This is a genomic window from Deinococcus aquaedulcis (assembly GCF_019693445.1).
GTDB lineage: Bacteria > Deinococcota > Deinococci > Deinococcales > Deinococcaceae > Deinococcus > Deinococcus aquaedulcis.
Map to the genome: position 1 here is coordinate 25605 of NZ_JAHRBL010000012.1, position 20970 is coordinate 46574.

Below are 20970 nucleotides of genomic sequence, written 5' to 3' on the forward strand. Positions count from 1 at the left end.
GCTCAAAGGCGACCCCTCAATGGAGCGGGCCGCTCCTGCGCAGCCCAAACGCCATGTCTGGCTCAATCCAGCGAGCCAGTAAACGTGCCTTCCCAGGCATTCAGAATGCGCCCGTCCTGCACCAGCAGCACCGTGGGGTAGGCGCCCACCCGCAGTTTGCGCGCAAAGGCGGTGGCGGCCTCGCCCCGCCAGGGCTGAATCCCGGCTGGGGCGGGCGAGGCCACCGCCTCGGCATTCACCGCCCGCACCGGCAGGCCAGAGGCCAGCACCGCCTGCCACAGGTGTCCCAGGTCGCCGCAGTCGTGGCTGTAGACCACCACGACCTCGCGCTCGGCGGCGGTCCAGGGGTGGGCCGGCAGCGCCTCGCCCAACCGCACCCGGGCCTCGGCGGTGGACACGCCCAGGGTGAGCAGCAGGGTCAGCAGCGGCGCGCGGCGGGGTCGCATGGCGTTCATGATGCCAGAGGGCAGGGGCAGCCGGGATGACGCGGGGGTGAGAGGGGCTAGGGGCTCTGGGCCATGAGCCATGGGCTATGAGGGGTTTGGGCAGTGAAGGGCCGGATGAGCCCAAGGCGAAAGAGGCCGGCGCCCCTGTGGGAGGCGGGACGCCGGCTGAAAGAGCAGTGGTTTTAAAGAGCGTCTTTTATCTCGGGAACTTTGTCTCTGCTGTCATGAGCCTCACGGCCCAGAACTCATGGTGCCGTCTGTCCCCCCGGCACCGCCTGATTCCCAGGCGTCCGGGTGGCCTTCAGAGCGGCCGGGTCCGGCGTCTCGTCCTTGAGGGGCTGGGGCGCGGGGTCGGGGGCGTAGGCGGGCAGGGCCTCAATCTCCACGCGGCGCTGCACGATGTTCTCGGGCGGAGTGAACTCGGTGGCGAGGCGGTTGGTTACCCGGTCCAGGCTGACCAGCACCGTCTCCGGGTCCTCGCTGCGGGCATAGCCGGTTTCGCGGTACTGCACTGGTGGGGGCGCGTCTTCCTGCACGTCGGTGTTGGCGGCCCCCCGGAAGCTGGGGTCCAGCACCGCCAGTTTCACGCTTGGCAGGAACTGCGGGTCGGGGGCGTCCACGTACTGAATGCCGGGGGGTTCGCTGAACTGCCGCACCGCCTGCCCCTCGTGGGCCAGTTCCATCATGCGGCGCCAGATGGGCGCGGCCACATAGCCCGAGTAGTAATAAGTGGGCATGTCGCCGCCCTGCTGGCGCCCCACCCAGGCGGCGCCCGTATACAGCGGCGTGGTGCCCACGAACCACAGGTCCTTGGGGCCGTTACTGGTCCCGGTCTTGCCCGCCACTGGCCACTCGTCAAACTTGGCGCGGCCCGCCAGCCCGCCCTGAGGCTCGGTCAGGTCGTTGACCACGCCCCGGATCATGTCCAGGCCCAGCCACGCAATCTGCGGGGTCCACACCCGGGCCGGGCGCACCGGCTCGCTGCCCGCGTCGTACAGCACCTCGCCTCGGGCGGTGGTGACCCGCGTCAGGTAACGGGGCGCGCGGTACAGGCCGCCGTTCACGAAGGGCGCATAGGCCGCCGCCATCTTGACGGGGGTGGTTTCCACGGCGCCCAGCGCGGCGGCCAGCCCGGTGCCGTCGTTGGTCTGCAGCCCCAGCTGGCGCAGCTTGCCGAAGAAGGTCTGCAAGCCAATGCGGTCAGCGAGGCGCACCGTCACCAGGTTCAGCGAGCGGTCCAGCGCCTCGCGGATGGTCATGTCGCGGTAGGTGGTTGCCCCTTCAAAGTTCTGCGGCGCGTACACACCGTTCTTGCAGCCGGTGCAGGGGAAGGTGATGGGCCGGTCGGCCTCGCGGTGGGCCTGGGACAGGCCGGTGGACAGCGCCGTGGTGTACAGCAGCGGCTTGATGGTCGAGCCGATCTGGCGCTGGCCCTGCGCGGCGTTGTTCCAGTCGTCGGGCGGTTCGGTACCGCGCAACTTCTGCCCGATCATGCCCAGCACCTCGCCGGTGTAGGGGTTGATGATGGTGGCGCCCAGGGTGGCGCCAGGGGGCAGGTAGGTGGTTTCGCGGCTGGCGGTTTCCACGGCCGTCTGCACCTTGGGGTCCAGCGTGGTGTAGACGCGCAGGCCCCCCGAGCCGTACACCTTGTCGCGCCCAAACCGGCGCACGAGTTCGGCCTCCACCTGACGCACGAAGTGGGGCGCGCGGGTGGTGGTCACGGCCTTGAGTTCCTTCTGGGTGGGGTCCACGTTCTTGGCGCTCAGCACGTTGCCCTGGGCGTCGTAGGTGACCTTCCAGCCCTTGGGCTCCACCTTTTCGCGCCACGCGGCGTCCATCTGCGCCTGGGTGATCCAGCCGTCTTCCACCATGCGCGCCAGCAGGGTCTTCATGAGGGGCCGCACGGCCTGGTAGTTGGGGTAAAAACGGCCGGGGCTGGGCACCAGCACGGTCAGGTAGGCGCTCTGGGCCAGGGTCAGGGCTTTCGGGGTGGTGCCAAAGTAGGCCAGCGCCGCCGAGTGAATGCCGTACAGCTCCACCGGGCCGCCGTCGCCCCAGTAGATGGCGTTCAGGTAGTTCTGAAGAATTTCTTCCTTGGTAAAGGAGCGCTCCACCTGCACGCTGAGCATCCATTCCTTGAACTTGCGGTCCGGGCTGCGCGCCTGCTGGTATTCCTCCAGCAGTAGGGTGTTCTTGATCAGCTGGTTGGTGAGTGTGCTGCCGCCCTGCACATTGTCGCCGCGTGCCAGCCGCTGAAACTGCCGCCCAATCCCGTAAGGGTCCAGGCCGTAGTGTTCGAAAAAGCGCCGGTCCTCGTTGGAAATCAGGGCCGCCACCATGAACGGGCTGATCTCGTTGAGGTTGACAATCGTGCGGCTGATCGCCTGATCGCCCACCTTGGGAATCAGGGTCCCCAGCGGCGTGTTGTCGCGGGCATACACGCGGGTTTCGGCGCCCAGCGAGCGCGTCAGGTTGTCCAGTTCGCGGTAATCGGGCAGTTCGCGGCCCCACTTGACCGCGTAGGTGGCCGCCACGCCCACGCCCGCCACCAGGGCGGCGAGCAGCAGCGAGGTCAGAAACTTGAAAAAACGCAGGACGTAGATCACGCCCGGCTCCAGAAAAACGCAAGCATCAGCGGCGCCGGGCCTCAATCAGCTGGTTAACCCGGGTGCGCAGGTTCTTGCCGGACAGGGGCTTGTAAACAATGTCGTCGGCGCCCACCAGCTTGGCGTGGTCGCGCGTCTGGTCGTCGTCGAAGCCGGTCAGCAGCAGCACGGGGGTGTCGCGCAGCCGCTTGATGCGCTTGACCCGCGAGCAGATTTCAAAGCCGTCCATGTGCGGCATCTTCACGTCCAGCAGCATGGCGTCTGGCGTGTGGTCCCGAAGGTAATCCAGCGCCAGCTTGCCGTCCTGCACCGCCACAATTTCGTGCCCGTCCGCCGACAGAATGACCTCCAGCATGGTCCGGATGGCCGGTTCGTCGTCTGCGACGAGAATGGTATACGCCATGAAGCCCATGATAGTGCAGGCGCCGCCATCGCGGAGCGGGGCGCCCGGTGGGAGGACCCGGGGGCAGATGACTCATGGCAAAACGCGGAGCTTCCTGCGCCCGGCCATCCGCCATCTGCGCCCTGTCCCCTCGGTGCGTGCGCAGTCCCCTCAATCCGTGCGCAGCTCGTGGTGCACCCGGCAGCGGGCCTCGTAGCTTTCCTGGGCGCCCACCAGCACCACAGGGTCACTCAGGCGGGCGGGCTGGCCGCCGATCAGGCGCTGGGAGCGGGTGGCGGGGGCGCCGCACACCGTGCAGATGGCGGTCAGCTTCTCCACGCTTTCGGCGCGGGCCAGCAGGTCCGGCATGCAGCCAAAGGGCTCGGCGCGGAAATCCAGGTCCAGCCCCGCCAGAATCACCCGCACGCCTGCCGAGGCGAGGTCCAGGGCCAGTGGCACCACGTCCTCACCCAGAAACTGCACCTCGTCAATGCCCACCACATCGGGCAGCGGCGTTTCGCCAGGGTCCTGCAGGAGCGCGCCCTCGCCCGCCAGATGCGCGCGGATGTCGGCGGCGCCGCGCACCGCCACCGCCTGCACCTGCCGCCCCGCGTGGCTGGCCACCGCCGAGACGTGGTAGCGGTCATCAATGGCGGGCTTGAACACCTGCACGCTCTGCCGCGCGATCACGGCGCGCGTGACCCGGCGAATCAGCTCCTCGCTTTTGCCACTGAACATGGGCCCGACGATGACTTCCAGGTGACCGCCGTGGTAGGGGGACTTGAGCACGGGGGGGAGTATGGCATGGGGCGGGAAAGGGGTGATGGTAGAGGGGAGATGGAGAAAAGCAGATGGCACAGGGCAGGTGATCTGGCTGCTTTTGCTCATGGCCCAGAGCCCATGGCCCCACGCAACAAAAACACCCCGCCGGGGGGCGGGGGGCGAAGAGGCCGGGGGCCTTACTTCTTCTTGGTGCGGTAGCTGTCGCCGAAGCGCTTGTTGAACTTGTCCACGCGGCCTTCGGTGTCCACGAAGCGCTCTTCGCCGGTCCAGAAGGGGTGCACGCCGCTCCACACATCCACGTGAATCTCGGGCTTGGTGCTCAGGGTTTCCATCACGACCTGGCCCTGGTAGATGATCTTGCAAGGAACGGTTTTGGGGTGGATGTCTTTCTTCATGGGGTGCCTCCTCCGCCACGTCTGCGCCCTGGGGTATCACCGGGGCATGTGCGTAGCGGGCAACCCTGACAGTGTACACCATGCCCCCACGCCTGCACAGGGGAGGCAGGGGGCATGCGCACGCCCCCGCCGGAGCACCCCCACCACCGGGCCGTTTAAACTTGACTAATTCAGTCGGCTTAGTTCAGGATGCCGGGCGTGTTGAAGCCGCTGACCACCTTGACCCTGCTGCTGGCCGCCACCGCTGCGGCGCAGGCCCTGACCCTGATCCACGATGAAGGCAAGACCACCGTGCCCGCCAAGCCCCAGCGCGTGGTCGTGCTGGATGAGGAAGCCCTGGGCTGGCTGGCGGCACTGGGCGTGAGTGACCGGGTGGTGGGCCTGGGCAGCACCTACTTCACCCCCGACGATTTAAGCGGCGGCAAGATCAAGCCCGAGGTGCTGAAGCAGGGCTTTTACGGGCGCGTGAAGCTGAACAGCCCCGCCTACATCGGCTCGTGGACGGCGCCCAACCTGGAAACCATCACGGCGCTGAAGCCTGACCTGATTGTGCGCCTGACGTGGCAGGGCAACCAGAATTACGAGCAGCTGAGCCGGATTGCCCCTACCGTGGGCTACGCCGAGGCGGGCGCCGCGTTCTGGCAGCGTGGCCTGCGCGATCTGGCCAAGGTGTTTGGCAAGCAGGTGGAGGCCGAGCGGGTGATCAAACAGGTGGCCGACACCCACCGGGCCAATGCGCGCAAGCTGCTTGCGGCCGGGGTGTTCCGCAAGTACCCCAAGGTGGTCGTGGTGGCCCCCTTTGCGGGCGGCACCAACTGGCTGTACACCGACGTGCGCCTGGTGCCGGACCTGCGCGCCCTGGGCTTCAAAGACGGACTGCGCGGGGCCAAAATCACCCTGGGCGTGGGTTCGGCGATCAGTGATGAGGCGCTGCTGGGCCTGGACAAGCAGACGCTGGTGGTGCTGTTTCCCCCCGGCGGCAAGTACAACGGCGCCGAGGCCTTTCTGAACACCCCGGTGGGCCAGCGCCTGAAGGCCCAGAGCGTGGTGTATGTCCCCGAGGACTTCAGCCCCTACAGCGGCCCTCTGACCAGCCTGCGCCACAGCGCGGCCCTGACCAAGCTGATTCTGGAGAAGGTGAAGTGAGCCGGCCATGACCGCTGCCCCCCGCCTGCCCCTGTGCGCGGACGTATCGCGCGAACTGAACGAGGACCCCATCGGCACCGCGCCGCACTGGCAGGAAGTCACAGTGCTGGAACTGGACGTGCCCGTGTGGGGCCAGCTGCGCGACGTGGCGAACTGGACCCCCGAACAGCACACCCTCTTTGAGCGCCTGCGCGGTAAGGTGGAGGCCTCGGGGGCGGGGTTTGGCCTGCTGATGAGCGCGCCGCACACGCCAGGGGCGCCACTGCGGGTGCGTCACTACCGCCTGGGGCCCGGGGGCTATGCCCGGCGGGACTACGCCAGCGACCTGCCCCAGCGCGAGTGGGCCCGGGGCCTGCACGACACCTTGCTGGAGCCCGGCAACCTGCGGGGCTGGCAGGAAGAAGCCGTGCCAGACGGCCCCGATGTTCACGTCTGCACCCACGGCACGGTGGACGCCTCGTGTGGGCGCTACGGGGTGCCAGTGTTTCAGGGCCTGGGCGCGGCGGGGCTGCGGGCGTGGCGCACCGGGCACTTTGGTGGGCACCGCTTTGCCGCGACCGCCGTGGAGTTGCCGTCGGGGCTGATGTGGGCGCACCTGACCCCAGAGCTGGCCGTGCAGGTGGCCCGCCGGGCCGTGGCCCCTGCAGGGGTGGCCCGCCACCTGCGCGGCTTTGCCGGGCTGCCGCCGCTGGCCCAGGTCGTGGACCGCGAACTGTTCGTGCGCCACGGCTGGGCGTGGCTCAGCGCCGAGCGGCAGGCCACCGTGCAGCCGGGCGACGGGCAGGGCGAGGGCGACGAGGTGACCCTGACCTACACCTGGAGAGGGGAGAGCGGCGCCGTACGCGCCCGGGTGGCCCACGACCTGCTGCGGGTGCCCGGCTCCAGCCACAAGGCCGAGTGGTCCGAGGTCCGGCAGTACCAGGTGACGTGGTGCTGAACCCTGCGGCAGGCCGCGCTGCCGCGCCGCGCCGCGCCCAGCCCCTGTGGCTGGGCCTGGGGGCCGGCGCGCTGGTTCTGGCGCTGCTGGTTTCGCTGGCCTTTGGGGCCAGTGACCTGAGTGTGGCCCAGGTGCTGCGCCTGCTCCTGGCCCCCGACGACTCCACCGAGAGTCTGGTGGTGCATACCCTGCGCCTGCCGCGCACCGTGGTGGCAGCGCTGGCGGGGGCGGGCCTGGGCGTCTCGGGCCTGATGTTGCAGGCGGTCACCCGCAACCCCCTGGCCGACCCCGGCATTCTGGGCGTGGAGGCCGGCGGCGCCCTGGCGATTCTGGTGATGGTGGTGTTCTTTCCGGGTGCGCCTGCGTGGCTGTTCGTACCGGCCGCTTTTCTGGGCGGCGCTCTGACGGCCAGCGTGGCCTATAGCGTGGCGCGCAGCATTGGCGTCACGCCGCTGCGGCTGGCGCTGGCGGGGGTGGCCGTGGCGAGTCTGGTGGGGGCGGCGGCCCGGGTGATTCAGCTGCTGTGGGAGCAGCGGGCGCAGGGGGCACTGTTTGCGCTGTCCGGCAGCGTGGCAGGCCGCACCTGGGAACACGCCGCCCAGATCGCGCCGTGGGTGGCCCTGGGACTGGGGCTGAGCCTTGTGCTGAGCCCCAGGCTGAACCTGCTGGCCCTGGGCGACGATGTGGCGCGGGGCCTGGGCGCCCGCCTGGAGCGCGACTCGGCGGTGGTGACGGCGCTGGGCGTGCTGCTGGCCGCTGCCTCAGTGAGCGTGGTGGGCCCGGTGGGCTTCGTGGGGCTGATTGTGCCGCACGCGGCGCGCGCCCTGATGGGCCCCGACCACCGCCTCAGCCTGCCGCTGGCGGCCCTGCTGGGCGCGGCGTTTCTGGTCACCGCCGACACCGCCGCCCGGCTGGTGGACAAGCCCGCCGAAACCCCGGTGGGCCTGCTGGTGGCCGCTGCGGGCGCCCCCTTTTTCGTCCTGCTGGCCCGCCGCGTGGGCCGCAAAGCCTAGTCGTCCCTTTTTTCCTACGTCCCACCCCCCTTTTTTACGGAGCCTGCCCACATGAACAAACGTCTGCTGACCCTCTATCCCTTGACCCTGCTGGCCCTGGCGGCCACTGCCGCCGCCGTGACCGTTCGCCATGAGGGCGGCACCCTCACCCTGGGTGCGCCAGCGAAGCGCGTGGTGGCGCTGGAATACTCGTTTCTGGATACCCTGGTGGCCCTGGGCGTGAAGCCGGTGGGCGGCGCGCTGGGCACCCAGGGCGGTGACCGGGGCGCGCCTCCATACCTGGCCCCGCGCATGGCCGGCATCACGGCCACCGGCAGCCGGGCGCAGCCCAGCCTGGAAACCATGGCCGCCCTGCGCCCCGACCTGATCCTGGCCGACGCCTTCGTGCACAAGGCCACCCTGGCACCATTTGGCCGCCTTGCCCCCACCGCCGCCTTTCAGAGCCGCCGGGGCAGCATCGATGACCTGAACGCCCAGACCCTCCTGATCGGGCAACTGGTGGGCCGTGAAGCGGCGGCGAAGCGCCTGCTGGCGGATCAGGCCAGCCTGATGCAGAAGGCCCGCGCCTTTGCCAAGAAGGGAGCGCCTGCCTTCGTGGCGGCGGTGGCCACGCCGCAGGGCCTGACCGTGCACACCAACCAGAGTTTCGTGGGCAGCTTCCTGGAAGACCTGGGCCGCAAGAACCTGCTGCCGATCAAGGGGGACCAGACCCAGTACGAGATCTCGCTGGAGGGGCTGGTGGCGCTGCAGCCACAGACGCTGGTGCTGTTCACCGCCCCCGACGAAACCCCAATCACCGACACCTGGAAGAAAAACCCGCTGTGGCAGAAGCTGCCGGCTGTAGCGCGCGGGCGGGTGTACGTGTTTAACCGCGACAACTGGACGCGCGGCCGGGGCCCGCTGGCCCTGAAGCTGATGGTGGCCGAGGCCATTGAAAGCCGCCTGCTGCAAGACGCCGCGCCCACTGGCCGTTTCCGCTTCCCGTGACCCTGCCGCTTGGCCCAGAGCGCCGCTTCAGCGCCGCCCGCGCCCTGTGGCTGGGGGCCGGCCTGCTGGCCCTGACCCTGGCGCTGGCCGTGCTGGCGCTGGGGCTGGGTGCAGTCCGTACTCCGGCAGGCGACGTGCTGCGCGTGCTGCTGGGCGGCGGCGACGACCTGACCCGGCAGCTGGTGCTGGAACTGCGCGCCCCGCGCATTGCGGTGGCGCTGCTGGCGGGCGCCATGTTCGCGGCGTCTGGCGCCATGTTGCAGGGCGTGATTCGCAACCCCCTGGCCTCGCCGGACCTGATCGGGGTGGGGGCCGGGGCGGGGCTGGCGGCGACGGTGTTTTTGCTGGCGTGGCCCGGCGCCCCGGCGGGCGGGCTGCCCTGGGCGGCGCTGGCGGGCGCCTGGGGCGGCTTTGCGCTGGTGCTGGCGCTGGCCCGCGACTGGGCTGGGGCGCCGTCCGGTAGCCTGCATCCGGTGCGGCTGGCGCTGGTGGGGGTGGCGGTGGCCGCCGCCCTGGGCGCGGCGCAGCAACTGGTGCTGGTGCGCGCCCCGGACGGTCTGGGCTCGGCCCTGAGTTTCTTGACCGGGACCCTCTACGGCGCCGACACCCTGCGCGCCGCCCGCCTGCTGCCCTGGGCGTTGGCGCTGCTGCCTGCCGCGCTGCTGCTGGCCCGGCCCCTGGACCTGCTGAACCTGGGCGAGGACCTTGCCACCTCGCTGGGCACGCGCGTGAATGCCGCGCGGCTGCTGTGCTTAAGCGTGGCGGTGGCGCTGGCCGGCGCGGCCGTGACCGGCGCGGGCATCCTGGGCTTCGTGGGTCTGCTGGCTCCCCACCTTGCCCGCCTGCTGGTGGGCGCGCGCCACGCCCGCCTGCTCCCGGTGTCGATGCTGATCGGCGCGGCCCTGGTCCTGGCCGCCGATACCCTGGGCCGCGCCCTGCTGCCCCCCATCGAGGTGCCCGCCGGTATTTTCACCACCCTGGTCGGCGCGCCGTATTTTCTGTATCTGCTGCGAAAGGCGGGGTAAGTGGGGAGTGGGAAGTGGTGAGTGGAAAACTGCTCCGCCCCGAGTCTCCTTCTTCTCCGCTTGAACGGCATTCCCACCCTGCTTTTCCCGCCGCCTGCTCCCCGCACCCCGCCTCCCTTCTGTTCCCACTCCCCACTGACCACTCACCCCCCATGACCCATCCCCCCCTGTCCACCACCAACCTGCGCCTGGGCTACGGCCAGTCCGTCATCGTGCCGGACCTGAACCTGCGCCTGGCAGGCGGCAAGGTCACGTCCATCATTGGGCCCAACGGCTGCGGCAAAAGCACGCTGCTGCGCGCGCTGGCGCGGCTGCTGCCCGCTGGGGGCGGCCACATTGAGCTGTACGGGCAGGCGCTGCACGCCCTGCCCAGCCGCGAGGTCGCGCGGCGGCTGGCCATCCTGCCCCAGGGCCCCAGCGCCCCCGAAGGGCTCAGCGTGGAAGAACTCGTGTGGTTCGGCCGCCACCCGCACCAGGGCCGCTTTCCGGTGCGCCGCCCCGAAGACCGCGAGGCCGTGGCCTGGGCCCTGGACCAGACCGGCATGCGCATCTTCGGGGGCCGCCCCCTGGAAGCCCTGAGTGGCGGGCAGCGCCAGCGCGCCTGGATCGCCATGAGCCTCGCGCAGCAGACCGATATCCTGCTGCTGGACGAACCCACCACCTATCTGGACCCCTCGCACCAGCTGGAGGTGCTGCACCTCGCGCAGCGCCTGAACGCTGAGCAGGGCAAGACGGTGGTGATGGTGCTGCACGACCTCAATCAGGCGGCGCGTTACAGCCACGAACTGATCGCCATGAAGGGCGGCGAGGTTTACGCCCAGGGCCCGGCCGAAGCCGTGCTGACCCATGACCTGCTGCGCGACGTGTTTCACCTGCGCGGCCACATCATCCCGGACCCGGATACGGGCAAGCCGCACGTGATTCCGTACGCGCTGACGAGGTAAGAGGCTATGGGCCATGAGGCTTCTCCCCATGGCCCATAGCTCATAGCTCATGGCCCAGCGCCCTTCTGGCCGCTGCCAGGACGGCGGGCAACTGCTCCGTACACCGCCACGCCCGGTTCCAGCCCGGCCAGCTGTGGCCCAGGCGCAGGGGGGGCAGCAGGTCGGCGGGGACGGGCAGGCCCCGGGCGCCGGCAATGGCGCCGGTCACGCAGGCCACGGTGTCGCTGTCGTCGCCCAGGCGAGCGGCGGGTTCAATGCACGCCAGCCAGTCGCCCCGCTGTCCGTGGGCCAGGGCGGCTTCCAGGGTGTCGAGCACATAGCCACTTTGCGAGGTGAAGATGCCCTCTGCCCCCGAGCGCACGCGGGCGCGCACCGCCGCGCGGGCCTCACGGTCCCGCTCGCGCAGGGCCCGCCACGCCGCCTGGGTGTCCACGCCCAATAGGCCAGCGTCCACCAGCGCCGCGTGGGCGTCAAAGCGGTCCATCACAGCCAGCGCCGCGCGGGCGGCTTCGGCGTAGGGCTCGCCGCACTCCAGGGCCGCCAGAAACGCCGTGAAAAACACCGAGGCGTGAACGCAGCGCGGGTCGGCGTGCGTGAGGGCCGTGAGCACCGCCGCCTCGTGGGCCAGCGCCTCGCCCCGGACGCCCGCCAGCCACGGCGCGGCGATGCGCATCAGGCCGCCGTTGCCCGCCGCGTCAAAGCCGCTTTCGGCCCAGGCGCGCACCCCACCGTCTAAGCGGCCCAGGGCCAGCGCGCGGCGGGTCAGGCCACCTACATCCGGCGGCGCGGTGCCCAGCCAGTCGCGCAGCGCCGCCAGCACGCCCGCCGGCCCCTGCCCCCGCGCAAAGCCCAGCAGGGTGGCCACCACCATCTGGCTGTCATCGGTGGCCTCGCCGGGCGCAAAGCCAAACACGCTGCCCGGCTGGTAGGTGCGCAGCGTGGGGCCATAGTGCGCGGCAATGCTTTCTGGGGTTTTGAACTCGGTGGCCGCGCCCAGCGCGTCGGCGGCGCACAGGGACAGCAGGGCACGCAGGGGCAGGGCGGGGTCCGTCACGGGGCCGATCTTCGCACAGCAGCGGGCTGGGCCGTGGAGGACCTGCCGTTTGGCCCCTCAAGGCCAGCCGCCCCGCTGTCTCCGTCCGCCTTTCATTGCGTTCGCCCCAGCGCCAGTCTGGTCCTCCCCCTTCTCTGGCTCTGGGAGCGGCAGCCCCTGAATGCTGTGGTCAGCGCTGTTTTTTCCGGGAGACTCACCTTGTTCGCCCCAGCATCGCACCCGGTTGTATCCTGAGCGGCCTTGGGCTCGGCTCTGAGCCCCACTTCCCCCACAGGGGGCGTGCAGGGGCCCCCCGCTGTGCGGACTGGTGTACCCCCGGACGGGGGCACTACACTGAGGGGCATATGGTGCGAGGCGACCTGGCGGTCTTTCCCTTTCTGTCCGTGATGCAGATGTTCCTGACCAGCGGGCGGGCCGGGCGGCTCATCGTGGAGCACATTCGCGGCGGCCAGCTGTGGCTGGAGCGCGGCGAGATCGTGCACGCCGAGGCCGGGCGGCTGCGCGGCGAGCACGCCCTGCAGTGCATGGCCAGCCTGGACGGCGGCATCTTTACCTTCGAGGTGGGCCAGGAGCCCCCCAACCGCACCCTGGCCCTGCGCCGCGATATGGCCCTACGCCGCCTGCTGGACGATTCTGAAGGCTGGGCCGCGCTGTCGCGCACCTTCCCCGACTGGAACCAGCGTCTGCGCTTCAGTGCCAAGTGGAACGACGCCCAGCCGGTCACGCGCCCGCAGTTCCGGGTGCTGAATCTGGTGGGCGACAGCCAGAACATCCGCATGTTGCTGGAACGCTCGCCCGAGGCCCCGCGCGCCACCCTGGAAACCCTGCGCCCCTTCCTGTTGGCGGGCCTGATCGAACTGGGCTGACCCGCCTGGGCTGAGCCTCTGGGGCAAAAGGCCTTCCTTGGGGCGGTGGGGAAGGTGGGGGCCGATGCCGCCCCGAAGCGCCCCCAGCGCGCGCCGGGCCTTATGCGCTTATGAAGCCTCCGCACACTGCGCGCCCGCGTCAGGCATGATGGGCAGCAGCGGAGGACCCATGAGCGCTGTCACCTACCACGACACCCGAACCGAAACGCGCGAGGACTACGGCCGCGAGCATCAGGCGCGCCCGGCCCCGGCCATTCAGGCGCACCCCAGCTGGCGCGAACACGACCACTTTGAGCTGTGGGTCGAGTGGCAGCAGCGCGACTCGGCCGGGCGCTGGCATCCCCATCAGGCGGTCACGCACCGCACCTTCCGCACCCGCGAAGACACCCTGCTGCACGCCGAGCGCCTGATTGGCCGGGGGGACTTCCCCATGGAGGGCGGCAGCCCCGCCCCCGTAACCCTGCTGCGCAACCGCCGCGCGGCCCTGCTCTCGGCCTTCCGCGAGGCCGAGGGCGACGGCGTCACCCTGATCCGCGAGGTGCTGTTCCCGGTGGGCGAATATGCCCTGAGCCTGCGCGTGACCTGCGAGCGCCTTGCCAGCCCGGTGCGCGCCACCTTTTCCAGCGCCGCCAATCCCCTGCGCAGCCTCGCCGGGCAGCGCGTCAAGTTAACGGTTCTGATCGAGCATCCCTACGACGTGCTGGTGCGCGCCGAGGGCCCTCTGGACCTGGGCGAACGCGCCGCGCGGGTGGGCACCGAGGCCCAGACCTTCGCGCCCGGCGCCAGCGTGACCGGGGTGCCCTACCGCAGCGCCACCGTCACCGTGCCCCGGGGGCTGCTGAAAAAGCCCCTTCTGTACCGTTACGAACTGGCTGCCGAGGCCGCAGAGCGCGAAGGGGCGCCCAGCCGCCCGTAACCCCCTACCCGGCGTGGCGCTCCAGCCACGCCACCATGACCGGCCACACGGCCCGCGCGTCCGGGTGAAAGAAGCCCATGTGCCCCAGGCGCGGCAGGCCGTGGTCGGTGGGGTGCAGCGTCTGTCGCTGGGCATGCGGGGCCATTTTCTTGAACACGCGGATCATGTCCTCCACATTGGTGGGCACGGCAATCTCGTCGTCCGCTGCCCGCAGCCACAGGCTGGGGAGGTCAAGGGTGTCGTACTGGTGCGTGCGGACCTCGCGGCCAAAGCTCGTTTCGACATAGCCCCGGCCCAGGCACCAGCGCGCCCACTGCGCCCCCACGGCGCGCGGCAGCGGTCCGCCCATGCCCACGAGGTCCGTGCGGGCGTAGCCCACGGCGAGGGTGCTGGCCGGAATCAGCACCCGCATGAAGAACTGGGCCTTCAGGCGGTAGGGCGCGGGCATCTGGGCCAGCTGCCCCGACGACCCCGCCACCGCCAGCACCGAGGCGAGGCGCCCGGCACCCGGCATCAGGCCCACCAGTTGCCCGCCCGCGCTGTGGCCCACCAGCTGGGGCCGGGCTGCCGGAAACTGCCGTGTCAGTTCGTCCAGGGCGGCGGGCAGGTCCACCTCGCCCCAGCTCACCAGCGAGGCCGGGCAATCGCGCAGCGCACCGGTGAGCGACCCGCCAATGCCCTGAAAATCAAAGCTCAGCACCCCGTACCCCTGGCCCGCCAGATGCGCCGCGAACGCCCCGTAAAAGCCCCGCCGGATGCCGGTGGCGGGGGCCAGCAGCACCGACTTCTTCACCTGGGTAGGGGAGAGGCCGTCCGGGGTGTAGATGGTGGCAGCCAGCGTGTGGCCAGCGGAGGTGCGGAACGTGCAGGCCATGGGCGACATGCGTTACTTTAACTCGATTCAAAATTAAACCCAGTCAAAGCTATTTTGGTCGTGGGGGTCTTCTGGATAGGCCGATCCGACACACGCACTGTTCTGGCGCCTCCAACCTTGCGGGGGAGTCGCCGGGGAAGAATTTGGAAAGCGGCCAGCAGGGGTGGGGCCGGTCCCCCAGACCACCTTCCCTTCGTGGCCTGAGCGCCTCGCTTGAGAACTGTCTGGACCATTGGCCGAGGACAGGGGGCCTGAGCAGTGCACTGCCCGGACGTGTTCAGGGATTCCGGATCATCCGTGATGGCCCCTCCGCTTCGTTCCGGTGCTTCCATACCTCCCCGTCACCGTTTTTTCTGCTCTGCTGCGCCGCTCTGCGAGCCCCTCCGGTCGGGTTCATCAGGTCTTCCATCACTGATGAACCCGAATCCTTATCAGGGGAGGCCGATGGGCTATCCCTTCAGGCGTAGATCTCCTGCAACTCGCCCAGCGGCACCTCGCCCCGGTACAGGACATGGGGCACGTCCAGCCACAGGATCAGCGGGGCCTCTGGCGGCAACTGGCCCAGCCGGGACAGGGTTTCCAGGGGTGGTGAGGCCACCTGCTGCAGGTGTGCAGCGGTAAAGGGGAGTTCATCGGCCGGGTCGGGTTCGGGTTTGACACCGCCGGGCCAGGGCCGAACCAGCCGCACGCAGGCCCGCGTCGGGTCCAGTGCCCCGGCGGGCAGCGTCCAGAACCGCACTGGGGGCACCGCGCGCCCGGTGGCCCGCACGGCGTCCAGCAGCGGGCCTGGATGCACCGGCGAGAAGAACAGCACGTCCGGCCACTGGCAGCCCAGGCGGGCCACAGGTTCGGTCAGCAGGGCTTCCCGGCCCTGGTACTTGGCGACCTCGCGGGCATAGACGTCCGGGAAGGCAGCCTGCAGGCGGTTCAGGGGCAACAGGGCCTTGCCGCGCATGTCCCGCACGGCGCGGTGGTACAGGGTCAGGCCGGTCCAGTCGTCGGTGGGCATCTCGCCAGGGTGCCTGCACAAGGGGCGCGGCGCCTATGGGCCAGGCGGCGGATTGAAAACCGCCCCCGCCCCCGCGTACACTCCCGAACAGCAGTGACCGGGAGGAGTACCCGGAAGGTTGCGCCCACAGAGAGGTCTCGCCGCGACTGAGAGCGGGACTGGGAAGGCAGCCGGGGAAAGTCGCCCGCGAGCATGGAAGAAGAACGGCCCCCTGGCCTCTTGCGGGGCGCCCAGTAGACCTTCCCGGGTTGCGCCCGGCACAGCGCGCGCAGAGTGCCCTCCAGTCAGGGGGGAAGAGCGGTGGTACCACGGGACGCCTTTTCACGTCTCGTCCGCATCCGGCCCCCAGAGGTCGGCGGACGGGACGTTTTTTCGTTTCTGGAGGACCCAGCCATGAGCACAGCAACCCAAATGACGGGCCACGAACTGCCGCTGACTGAGGCCATTGCCCTGGCTGTGGACCGTGGCTGGCGGCAGCGGGTGCTGGCCTACATCACCCGCGCGGCCCACGAACTGCTGGTCTTTGAGCACCCGCCCCTGTACCCCGATGCCGGCATTCAGGTGCCTGCGGGTGGCGTGGACCCCGGCGAAACCCCCGCCGAGGCCGTGATCCGCGAAACCTTCGAGGAAACCGGGCTGCGCCTGCATTCGCCGGTTCACCTCGCCTCGTTCCACTGGACGCGCGGCGAAAGTTCGCAGGTCTGGCATTACCTCTGGCTGGCCGCGCCGCCCACCATGCCCGACGACTGGCCCCATCAGGTCACGGGCGGCGAGACCGACCAGGGCATGACCTTTCATTGCCGCTTCGTTCCCCAGAGCACCCACGGCCTCATTCCTGGCTTCGGCTATGAAGCCGCGCTCCCCCACCTTCAGCGCCTCATCCCTGCCCACTGACCCCTCTGCCCACTGACCTCGCCCCACTTCCCGCCCCAGGAGCCTCCCCATGACCGATCCCGCCCCCCAGTCCAGCGCGCCCCAGTCCACCCCCGAGAACGACGCCTCTACCCTGGCCAAGCAGTTTGATCCGCAGGCCGTGGAGCCGCAGTGGGCCGCCCGGTGGCGCACCGAGCCCTTCCGCGCCGACGCCACGAGTGGCAAAGAGCCGTTTACCATCGTGATTCCGCCGCCCAACGTGACGGGCAATCTGCACCTAGGCCACGCGCTGGACAACACCCTGATTGACACGCTGATCCGCTTCAAGCGCATGCAGGGCTTCGAGGCACTGTATCTGCCCGGCATGGACCACGCGGGCATTTCCACGCAGGTGGTCGTGGAGCGGCAACTGCGCGACCAGGGCACCTCGCGCCACGACCTGGGCCGCGAAGCGTTTCTGGAACGGGTCTGGGACTGGAAGGCCGAGTCCGGCGGCATGATCCTGAACCAGCTCTCGCGCCTGGGCGTCAGCGCCGACTGGACCCGCGAGCGGTTCACGATGGACGAGGGCCTCTCGCGCGCGGTCCGCCACCAGTTCGTCAAGCTGTACCATGACGGCTTCGCCTACCGGGGCGAGCGCATCGTGAACTGGGACCCGGCGGCGCAGACCACCCTGTCCGAACTGGAAATTGACCGCGAGGTCCGCAAGGGCAAGATGTCCACCCTGTCGTACAAGCTGCGCGACCCGGCGGCGGCGCCCAGCAACGGCGAGGCCGGCGAAATCCGCATTGCCACCGTGCGCCCGGAAACCATCTTTGCTGATCAGGCGATTGCCGTGCACCCGAATGACCCCCGCTTTGCCCACCTGATCGGCCAGGAGGCGCGCATTCCCCTGACCGACCGCTACGTGCCCATCATTGCCGATGAAGCCGTGGAGATGGAGTTTGGCGTGGGCGCCCTGAAAATCACCCCGGCTCACGACCCCACCGACTTTGAGATTGGCGAGCGGCATGGCCTCGCGCGCCCCAGCGTGATTGACCTGCACGGCAACCTGACAGGGGACCTCGTGCCCGCCGAGTTCCGGGGCCTGGAGCGCTTTGCTGCCCGCAAGGCCGTGGTGAAGGCGCTGACCGAATCCGGCGACCTGCTGGAAGAAAAGGACCACGACACCGCCATTGGTCTGTCCGAGCGCACCAAGGTGCCCGTCGAGCCCATCGTGAGCGAGCAGTGGTTTGTGAAGATGAAGCCCTTCGCCGATCAGGTCCTCGCGGGGCTGGACGCGGGCGAGATGCAGCTGGTGCCCGAGCGCTACGCCAAGGTGAACCGCGACTGGCTGGAAAACATCCGCGACTGGAACATCAGCCGCCAGTTGTGGTGGGGCCACCAGATTCCCGCGTGGTACGACGAGGACGGCAACATCTACGTGCCCGACCCCGAGAATCCCGATCTGGACTGCGACCAGGACCCCCGCTACCAGCACTTAGGGTTGCGCCGCGACCCCGACGTGTTCGACACGTGGTTTTCCAGCAACCTCTGGCCCTTTTCCACCCTGGGCTGGCCCGACACCGACCACGAGGACTTCCGCAAGTTCTACCCCACGCAGGTGCTGGTGACCGGCTACGACATCCTGTTCTTCTGGGTGGCCCGCATGCAGATGGCGGCCTACGGCCTGACCGGGCAGGCGCCCTTCCACACGGTGATGCTGCACGGCCTGTATCTGGACGCCAAGGGCCAGAAGATGTCCAAGAGCAAGGGCAACGGCATTGACCCCCTGGAACTGTTTGACGGGTACGGGGTGGACGCCTGCCGCTTTGCCTTCTCGTACCTGTCCACGGGTGGGCAGGACATCAAGCACGACCCCCGGCGCTTTGAGCAGGGCCGCAACTTTGCCAACAAGCTGTGGAATGCCGCGCGCTTTGCCCTGCTGCGCCTGGGCGAGGCCCTGCCCAACCTGCAGACCAGCGGCAGCGAGGCCGACGAAGCCCTGATCCGCTATGTGCAGAGCGCCCTGGACCCCCTGCCCGGCGAGCCAATGCGCAGCCGTGACGCCATTGCCGCCGTGCGGGCCCGCCCGGATCTGGGGCTGGCCGAACGCTGGATTCTCTCGCGCCTGAACGCCGTGACCGCCGAGGCCACCGCCCACCTGGATGCCTTTGACATCGGCGCGGCCATTCGCAGCCTGTACGCCTTTACCTGGGACGAATTCTGCGACTGGTACATCGAGGCGGCCAAGCCGGCGCTCTCGGAAGGCAAGCTGACCACCCTGGTCACGCTGAAGGCCACGCTGGAGCACATCCTGAAGCTGCTGCACCCCTTCATGCCCTTCATTACCAGCGAACTGTACGCGGGCCTGGGGCACCGCCGCCAGGTGGCGCTGCACTCCTGGCCCCACCCGGACGACGCCCTGCGTGACCCGGAGGCCGAAGGCGCCTTTGACGCCCTGCGCGCCGCTGTGGCCGCCGCCCGCAGCCTGAAGAGTGAGCTGGGCCTCGCGCCGCAGGACCGCCTGAACGTGGTGGTGGAAGGCGAGCGCGCCGCCACCGTGCACGACAACGCCCGCGTGGTCGAAAGCCTAGCGCGCGTGGCCCTGGTGCCCACGCTGGAGGGCCGCACCCTATCGCTAGTGGAACGCGGCGTGACGGTGCGCGCGCCGCTGGAAGGCACGGTGGACCTTGCCGACTGGCTGGGCAAACAGAAAAAACGTCTGGCTGAATTCGACAAGCAGATCAGGCAGGCGCAGGGCAAGCTGAGCAACGAGGGCTTTGTGGCCCGCGCCCCTGCCGAGGTGATTGAAGAAGAGAAGCGCCGCGTGACCGACTTCGGCGCCCAGAAAGAGCGCCTGGAGCAGGTGCTGGCGCAGTTTTAAACTATTTGATTATAACTTGATAATGCTTTCCTAGAACTCGAGCTACTGTCTGATGTAGCTCGAGTTCTTTGGATTTCAAATTACGCCTCTGAAACTCTGTCTCTGCGCTATAGGTGAAGGTCACAATACTATTGGTGCTATCTACATCTATTTGCGCAACTCTAAGGAAAGCGCGTAATTGCAGGCTGCTTAATCGCAATATTTCAGCTATTGGCGAGACTGTCTCAGGGAAGCTTATTCTAGAGATATCCTTCTTGATTTCTGAAATGTAGCTATAAAATATTTCGCTGTCTAACATTCTATTCTCAATAGTTTTGACATAGTCCATTATCTCATCTATTTTATTATCCGTTGTTTTAGGAGAGGGCCTTGTGATCATTGATGGCAGATCGTTGATCGCGCTGATAAGATTGGGCCATAGACTCTCAAAGATAGCCCTTAGTCTCGATTCAGGAAGTGGTCTCTCTGAGGAGATGTTAATTGAATCTAGTAAGCTGTATATATCTTCCTTGCCAAATGTCTTTGCGTGAAACTGGGACAGTGGGCCGCTCAGTTCTGATATTTTTAGTCCAAACAAGAGTGGCGCTAGTTTGGCTCGACCAATGGTATTGGATATGGCTCCCGCCTCAAAGTTGAGCCAGCTCGAGTTTTGGTTCTCCGGTGTTACGCAGATGATGCCGAATTGGGCCTGAAGTAGATTTTGCTCAATTTCCGCAGACCACCGCTCTCCACCTTTCAGCTCTGCGTCGGACATCCAGGGATCTGCCGATTGTACAACGCTGGGCAGCCAATCCCACAATATGCGCGCAACCTCCTTAGATTTTTCCCCTGACCAACTAATGAATATCTTCACTTCGGCTCCTCCCCTAATCGCGTTCGCGTTGCACGCTTGAAGATCCAGACCTCTAAATACAATCTACTCTCTAAAAGAGACTTGTTCGCAACCCCCGGTAGGATCATTGGTTAAGATTATGATTAGCAGATTTTTCTACCTATTATGACTTGGCTCAAAACGCTGCGTGAAGACCGTGGCAAAACTGAAACCCGTCACCTACCAGAACCACACGCTGCTGACCCGGAAGCCTATACCGCCCACTAGTTTGCGTATGCTGGCCCCCATGCCCCCCGCCACCCTGAGCGTGCTGGCCGAGTGGCTGCAGCGGCACTTGGACGAGTCCCAGCCCCTCAAGCGCCCCGGCCCGGAGGCAGTGACCCGGCTGGCCCTGGCGCTGGAGCCGGCTGATCTTCCTGTTCGTCTGGCCGCCGACGCCCTGTTCCTGCACCGTTCGCGCGGGGTGGGGGAGGGCTGGTCGGGCCTGGGTGTGCTGGGTGCCCACGACGGCTTTGACCTGCATCTGACCACCGGGCCGAACCGAGTGCTGGCCGCGCGCCTGGGCTGGACGGACGGGCGCCTCCTGACCTGGGCCGGCCAACCTGCCGGTCTGCTGGCCACGGCGCCCCAGACCACCTGGGCGGACCTGCGCGCCGCCCTGCACGCCGAACTGGGCGGCGAGGACGCCTCGTTTCCCCCAGCGCGGGCCGGGGCAGCGCCGCTGCGCGTGGCCCTGATGAACCGCCTGAATCCACAGACGGTGGCGCTGGTGGCGGGGGCCGGCGCGCAGGTGTATCTGACCGGGCAGGTGCGGCCCTCGGCCGTGCCCGCTCTGCAGGCGGCGGGCCTGGGCCTTGTGGCGCTGGGCCACGCCCGCACCGAACGGTGGGGCCTGCGCGAACTGGCCCGAGAGCTGCGCACGGCCTTTCCGGGCCTGCAGACCACCGTGTCCCCTGGCCCTCCCGGCGCACCAGAACTGTAGCTTCACCTGCAATGCGGCGCTGAGTGTACAGTGA

At 68.4% G+C, this 20970-nt stretch carries 20 protein-coding genes; 11 read left to right on the forward strand and 9 right to left on the reverse strand.

Annotation, left to right across the window (positions count from 1 at the left end; all coding sequences use genetic code 11):
- Window positions 1-62 precede the first annotated feature (62 nt).
- The 5 genes from KMW22_RS13630 to rpmE form a co-directional block, all read right to left on the reverse strand.
- Window positions 63-446, reverse strand: a complete 384-nt coding sequence (locus KMW22_RS13630) for a penicillin-binding protein (RefSeq protein WP_221090597.1) — start codon at window positions 444-446, stop codon at window positions 63-65.
- Between the two features lie 245 nt (window positions 447-691).
- Window positions 692-3052: a transglycosylase domain-containing protein gene (locus KMW22_RS13635; protein WP_221090598.1), complete on the reverse strand. Its 2361-nt coding sequence runs from the start codon at window positions 3050-3052 to the stop codon at window positions 692-694.
- Between the two features lie 25 nt (window positions 3053-3077).
- Window positions 3078-3464, reverse strand: coding sequence for a response regulator (locus KMW22_RS13640; RefSeq protein ID WP_107138625.1), 387 nt, complete (start codon window positions 3462-3464; stop codon window positions 3078-3080).
- A 141-nt stretch (window positions 3465-3605) separates the two neighbouring features.
- On the reverse strand, window positions 3606-4223 hold the full coding sequence (locus KMW22_RS13645; RefSeq protein ID WP_221090599.1) for a thymidine kinase: 618 nt from the start codon (window positions 4221-4223) through the stop codon (window positions 3606-3608).
- 170 nt (window positions 4224-4393) lie between these two features.
- Window positions 4394-4612, reverse strand: a complete 219-nt coding sequence (rpmE, locus tag KMW22_RS13650) for a 50S ribosomal protein L31 (protein ID WP_107138623.1) — start codon at window positions 4610-4612, stop codon at window positions 4394-4396.
- Between the two features lie 189 nt (window positions 4613-4801).
- On the opposite strand from rpmE, the gene KMW22_RS13655 reads away from it, so the two are divergent.
- The 6 genes from KMW22_RS13655 (at window position 4802) to KMW22_RS13680 (ending at window position 10664) form a co-directional block, all read left to right on the forward strand.
- Window positions 4802-5758: an iron-siderophore ABC transporter substrate-binding protein gene (locus tag KMW22_RS13655; protein WP_221090600.1), complete on the forward strand. Its 957-nt coding sequence runs from the start codon at window positions 4802-4804 to the stop codon at window positions 5756-5758.
- 7 nt (window positions 5759-5765) lie between these two features.
- A complete protein-coding gene (locus KMW22_RS13660; RefSeq protein WP_221090601.1) occupies window positions 5766-6695 on the forward strand; it encodes a sucrase ferredoxin in 930 nt (309 codons plus the stop codon).
- A complete protein-coding gene (locus KMW22_RS13665) occupies window positions 6689-7708 on the forward strand; it encodes a FecCD family ABC transporter permease (RefSeq protein ID WP_407928448.1) in 1020 nt (339 codons plus the stop codon). The genes KMW22_RS13660 and KMW22_RS13665 overlap by 7 nt, the downstream gene beginning before the upstream one ends.
- A 51-nt stretch (window positions 7709-7759) precedes the next feature.
- Window positions 7760-8695 (forward strand): ABC transporter substrate-binding protein, encoded by a 936-nt coding sequence (locus tag KMW22_RS13670; protein ID WP_221090602.1) that lies wholly within the window; start codon window positions 7760-7762, stop codon window positions 8693-8695.
- Window positions 8696-8697: 2 nt separating this feature from the next.
- On the forward strand, window positions 8698-9720 hold the full coding sequence (locus KMW22_RS13675; protein ID WP_235692963.1) for a FecCD family ABC transporter permease: 1023 nt from the start codon (window positions 8698-8700) through the stop codon (window positions 9718-9720).
- A gap of 152 nt (window positions 9721-9872) precedes the next feature.
- Window positions 9873-10664 carry an ABC transporter ATP-binding protein gene (locus KMW22_RS13680; protein WP_221090603.1) on the forward strand — a complete coding sequence of 264 codons (792 nt, stop codon included), beginning with the start codon at window positions 9873-9875 and terminating at the stop codon, window positions 10662-10664.
- 40 nt (window positions 10665-10704) lie between these two features.
- On the opposite strand, the gene KMW22_RS13685 is transcribed toward KMW22_RS13680, so the two are convergent.
- Window positions 10705-11718, reverse strand: coding sequence for an ADP-ribosylglycohydrolase family protein (locus tag KMW22_RS13685; RefSeq protein WP_221090604.1), 1014 nt, complete (start codon window positions 11716-11718; stop codon window positions 10705-10707).
- 344 nt (window positions 11719-12062) lie between these two features.
- Here KMW22_RS13685 and KMW22_RS13690 point away from each other — a divergent pair, with 344 nt between their 5' ends.
- Window positions 12063-12584: a DUF4388 domain-containing protein gene (locus tag KMW22_RS13690; RefSeq protein ID WP_221090605.1), complete on the forward strand. Its 522-nt coding sequence runs from the start codon at window positions 12063-12065 to the stop codon at window positions 12582-12584.
- Window positions 12585-12753: 169 nt separating this feature from the next.
- Entirely contained in the window at window positions 12754-13500 is a 747-nt protein-coding gene (locus KMW22_RS13695; protein WP_235692953.1) for a hypothetical protein, read from the forward strand.
- Window positions 13501-13504: 4 nt separating this feature from the next.
- Here KMW22_RS13695 and KMW22_RS13700 read toward each other — a convergent pair whose 3' ends face one another.
- Both KMW22_RS13700 and KMW22_RS13705 read right to left on the reverse strand, forming a co-directional pair.
- Complete coding sequence (locus tag KMW22_RS13700) at window positions 13505-14383, reverse strand: alpha/beta hydrolase family protein (RefSeq protein WP_221090606.1); 879 nt, start codon at window positions 14381-14383, stop codon at window positions 13505-13507.
- A 448-nt stretch (window positions 14384-14831) separates the two neighbouring features.
- Entirely contained in the window at window positions 14832-15383 is a 552-nt protein-coding gene (locus tag KMW22_RS13705) for a hypothetical protein (protein WP_221090607.1), read from the reverse strand.
- A gap of 393 nt (window positions 15384-15776) precedes the next feature.
- On the opposite strand from KMW22_RS13705, the gene KMW22_RS13710 reads away from it, so the two are divergent.
- Complete coding sequence (locus tag KMW22_RS13710) at window positions 15777-16277, forward strand: NUDIX hydrolase (RefSeq protein WP_221090608.1); 501 nt, start codon at window positions 15777-15779, stop codon at window positions 16275-16277.
- 49 nt (window positions 16278-16326) lie between these two features.
- Window positions 16327-19122, forward strand: coding sequence for a valine--tRNA ligase (locus tag KMW22_RS13715; RefSeq protein WP_221090609.1), 2796 nt, complete (start codon window positions 16327-16329; stop codon window positions 19120-19122).
- Window position 19123: 1 nt separating this feature from the next.
- On the opposite strand, the gene KMW22_RS13720 is transcribed toward KMW22_RS13715, so the two are convergent.
- A complete protein-coding gene (locus tag KMW22_RS13720) occupies window positions 19124-19975 on the reverse strand; it encodes a toll/interleukin-1 receptor domain-containing protein (protein WP_221090610.1) in 852 nt (283 codons plus the stop codon).
- 265 nt (window positions 19976-20240) lie between these two features.
- Here KMW22_RS13720 and KMW22_RS13725 point away from each other — a divergent pair, with 265 nt between their 5' ends.
- On the forward strand, window positions 20241-20936 hold the full coding sequence (locus KMW22_RS13725; RefSeq protein WP_221090611.1) for a Nif3-like dinuclear metal center hexameric protein: 696 nt from the start codon (window positions 20241-20243) through the stop codon (window positions 20934-20936).
- Window positions 20937-20970 lie beyond the last annotated feature (34 nt).

Bases quoted from the DNA above. Each gene is read 5' to 3' on its own strand.
- KMW22_RS13630 (WP_221090597.1), bottom strand. From the start codon at position 446: ATGCGACCCCGCCGCGCGCCGCTGCTGACCCTGCTGCTCACCCTGGGC.
- KMW22_RS13655 (WP_221090600.1), top strand. From the start codon at position 4,802: ATGCCGGGCGTGTTGAAGCCGCTGACCACCTTGACCCTGCTGCTGGCC.
- KMW22_RS13700 (WP_221090606.1), bottom strand. From the start codon at position 14,383: ATGTCGCCCATGGCCTGCACGTTCCGCACCTCCGCTGGCCACACGCTG.
- KMW22_RS13660 (WP_221090601.1), top strand. From the start codon at position 5,766: ATGACCGCTGCCCCCCGCCTGCCCCTGTGCGCGGACGTATCGCGCGAA.
- KMW22_RS13670 (WP_221090602.1), top strand. From the start codon at position 7,760: ATGAACAAACGTCTGCTGACCCTCTATCCCTTGACCCTGCTGGCCCTG.
- KMW22_RS13680 (WP_221090603.1), top strand. From the start codon at position 9,873: ATGACCCATCCCCCCCTGTCCACCACCAACCTGCGCCTGGGCTACGGC.
- rpmE (WP_107138623.1), bottom strand. From the start codon at position 4,612: ATGAAGAAAGACATCCACCCCAAAACCGTTCCTTGCAAGATCATCTAC.
- KMW22_RS13715 (WP_221090609.1), top strand. From the start codon at position 16,327: ATGACCGATCCCGCCCCCCAGTCCAGCGCGCCCCAGTCCACCCCCGAG.
- KMW22_RS13725 (WP_221090611.1), top strand. From the start codon at position 20,241: ATGCCCCCCGCCACCCTGAGCGTGCTGGCCGAGTGGCTGCAGCGGCAC.
- KMW22_RS13695 (WP_235692953.1), top strand. From the start codon at position 12,754: ATGAGCGCTGTCACCTACCACGACACCCGAACCGAAACGCGCGAGGAC.
- KMW22_RS13710 (WP_221090608.1), top strand. From the start codon at position 15,777: ATGAGCACAGCAACCCAAATGACGGGCCACGAACTGCCGCTGACTGAG.
- KMW22_RS13705 (WP_221090607.1), bottom strand. From the start codon at position 15,383: ATGCCCACCGACGACTGGACCGGCCTGACCCTGTACCACCGCGCCGTG.
- KMW22_RS13640 (WP_107138625.1), bottom strand. From the start codon at position 3,464: ATGGGCTTCATGGCGTATACCATTCTCGTCGCAGACGACGAACCGGCC.
- KMW22_RS13690 (WP_221090605.1), top strand. From the start codon at position 12,063: ATGGTGCGAGGCGACCTGGCGGTCTTTCCCTTTCTGTCCGTGATGCAG.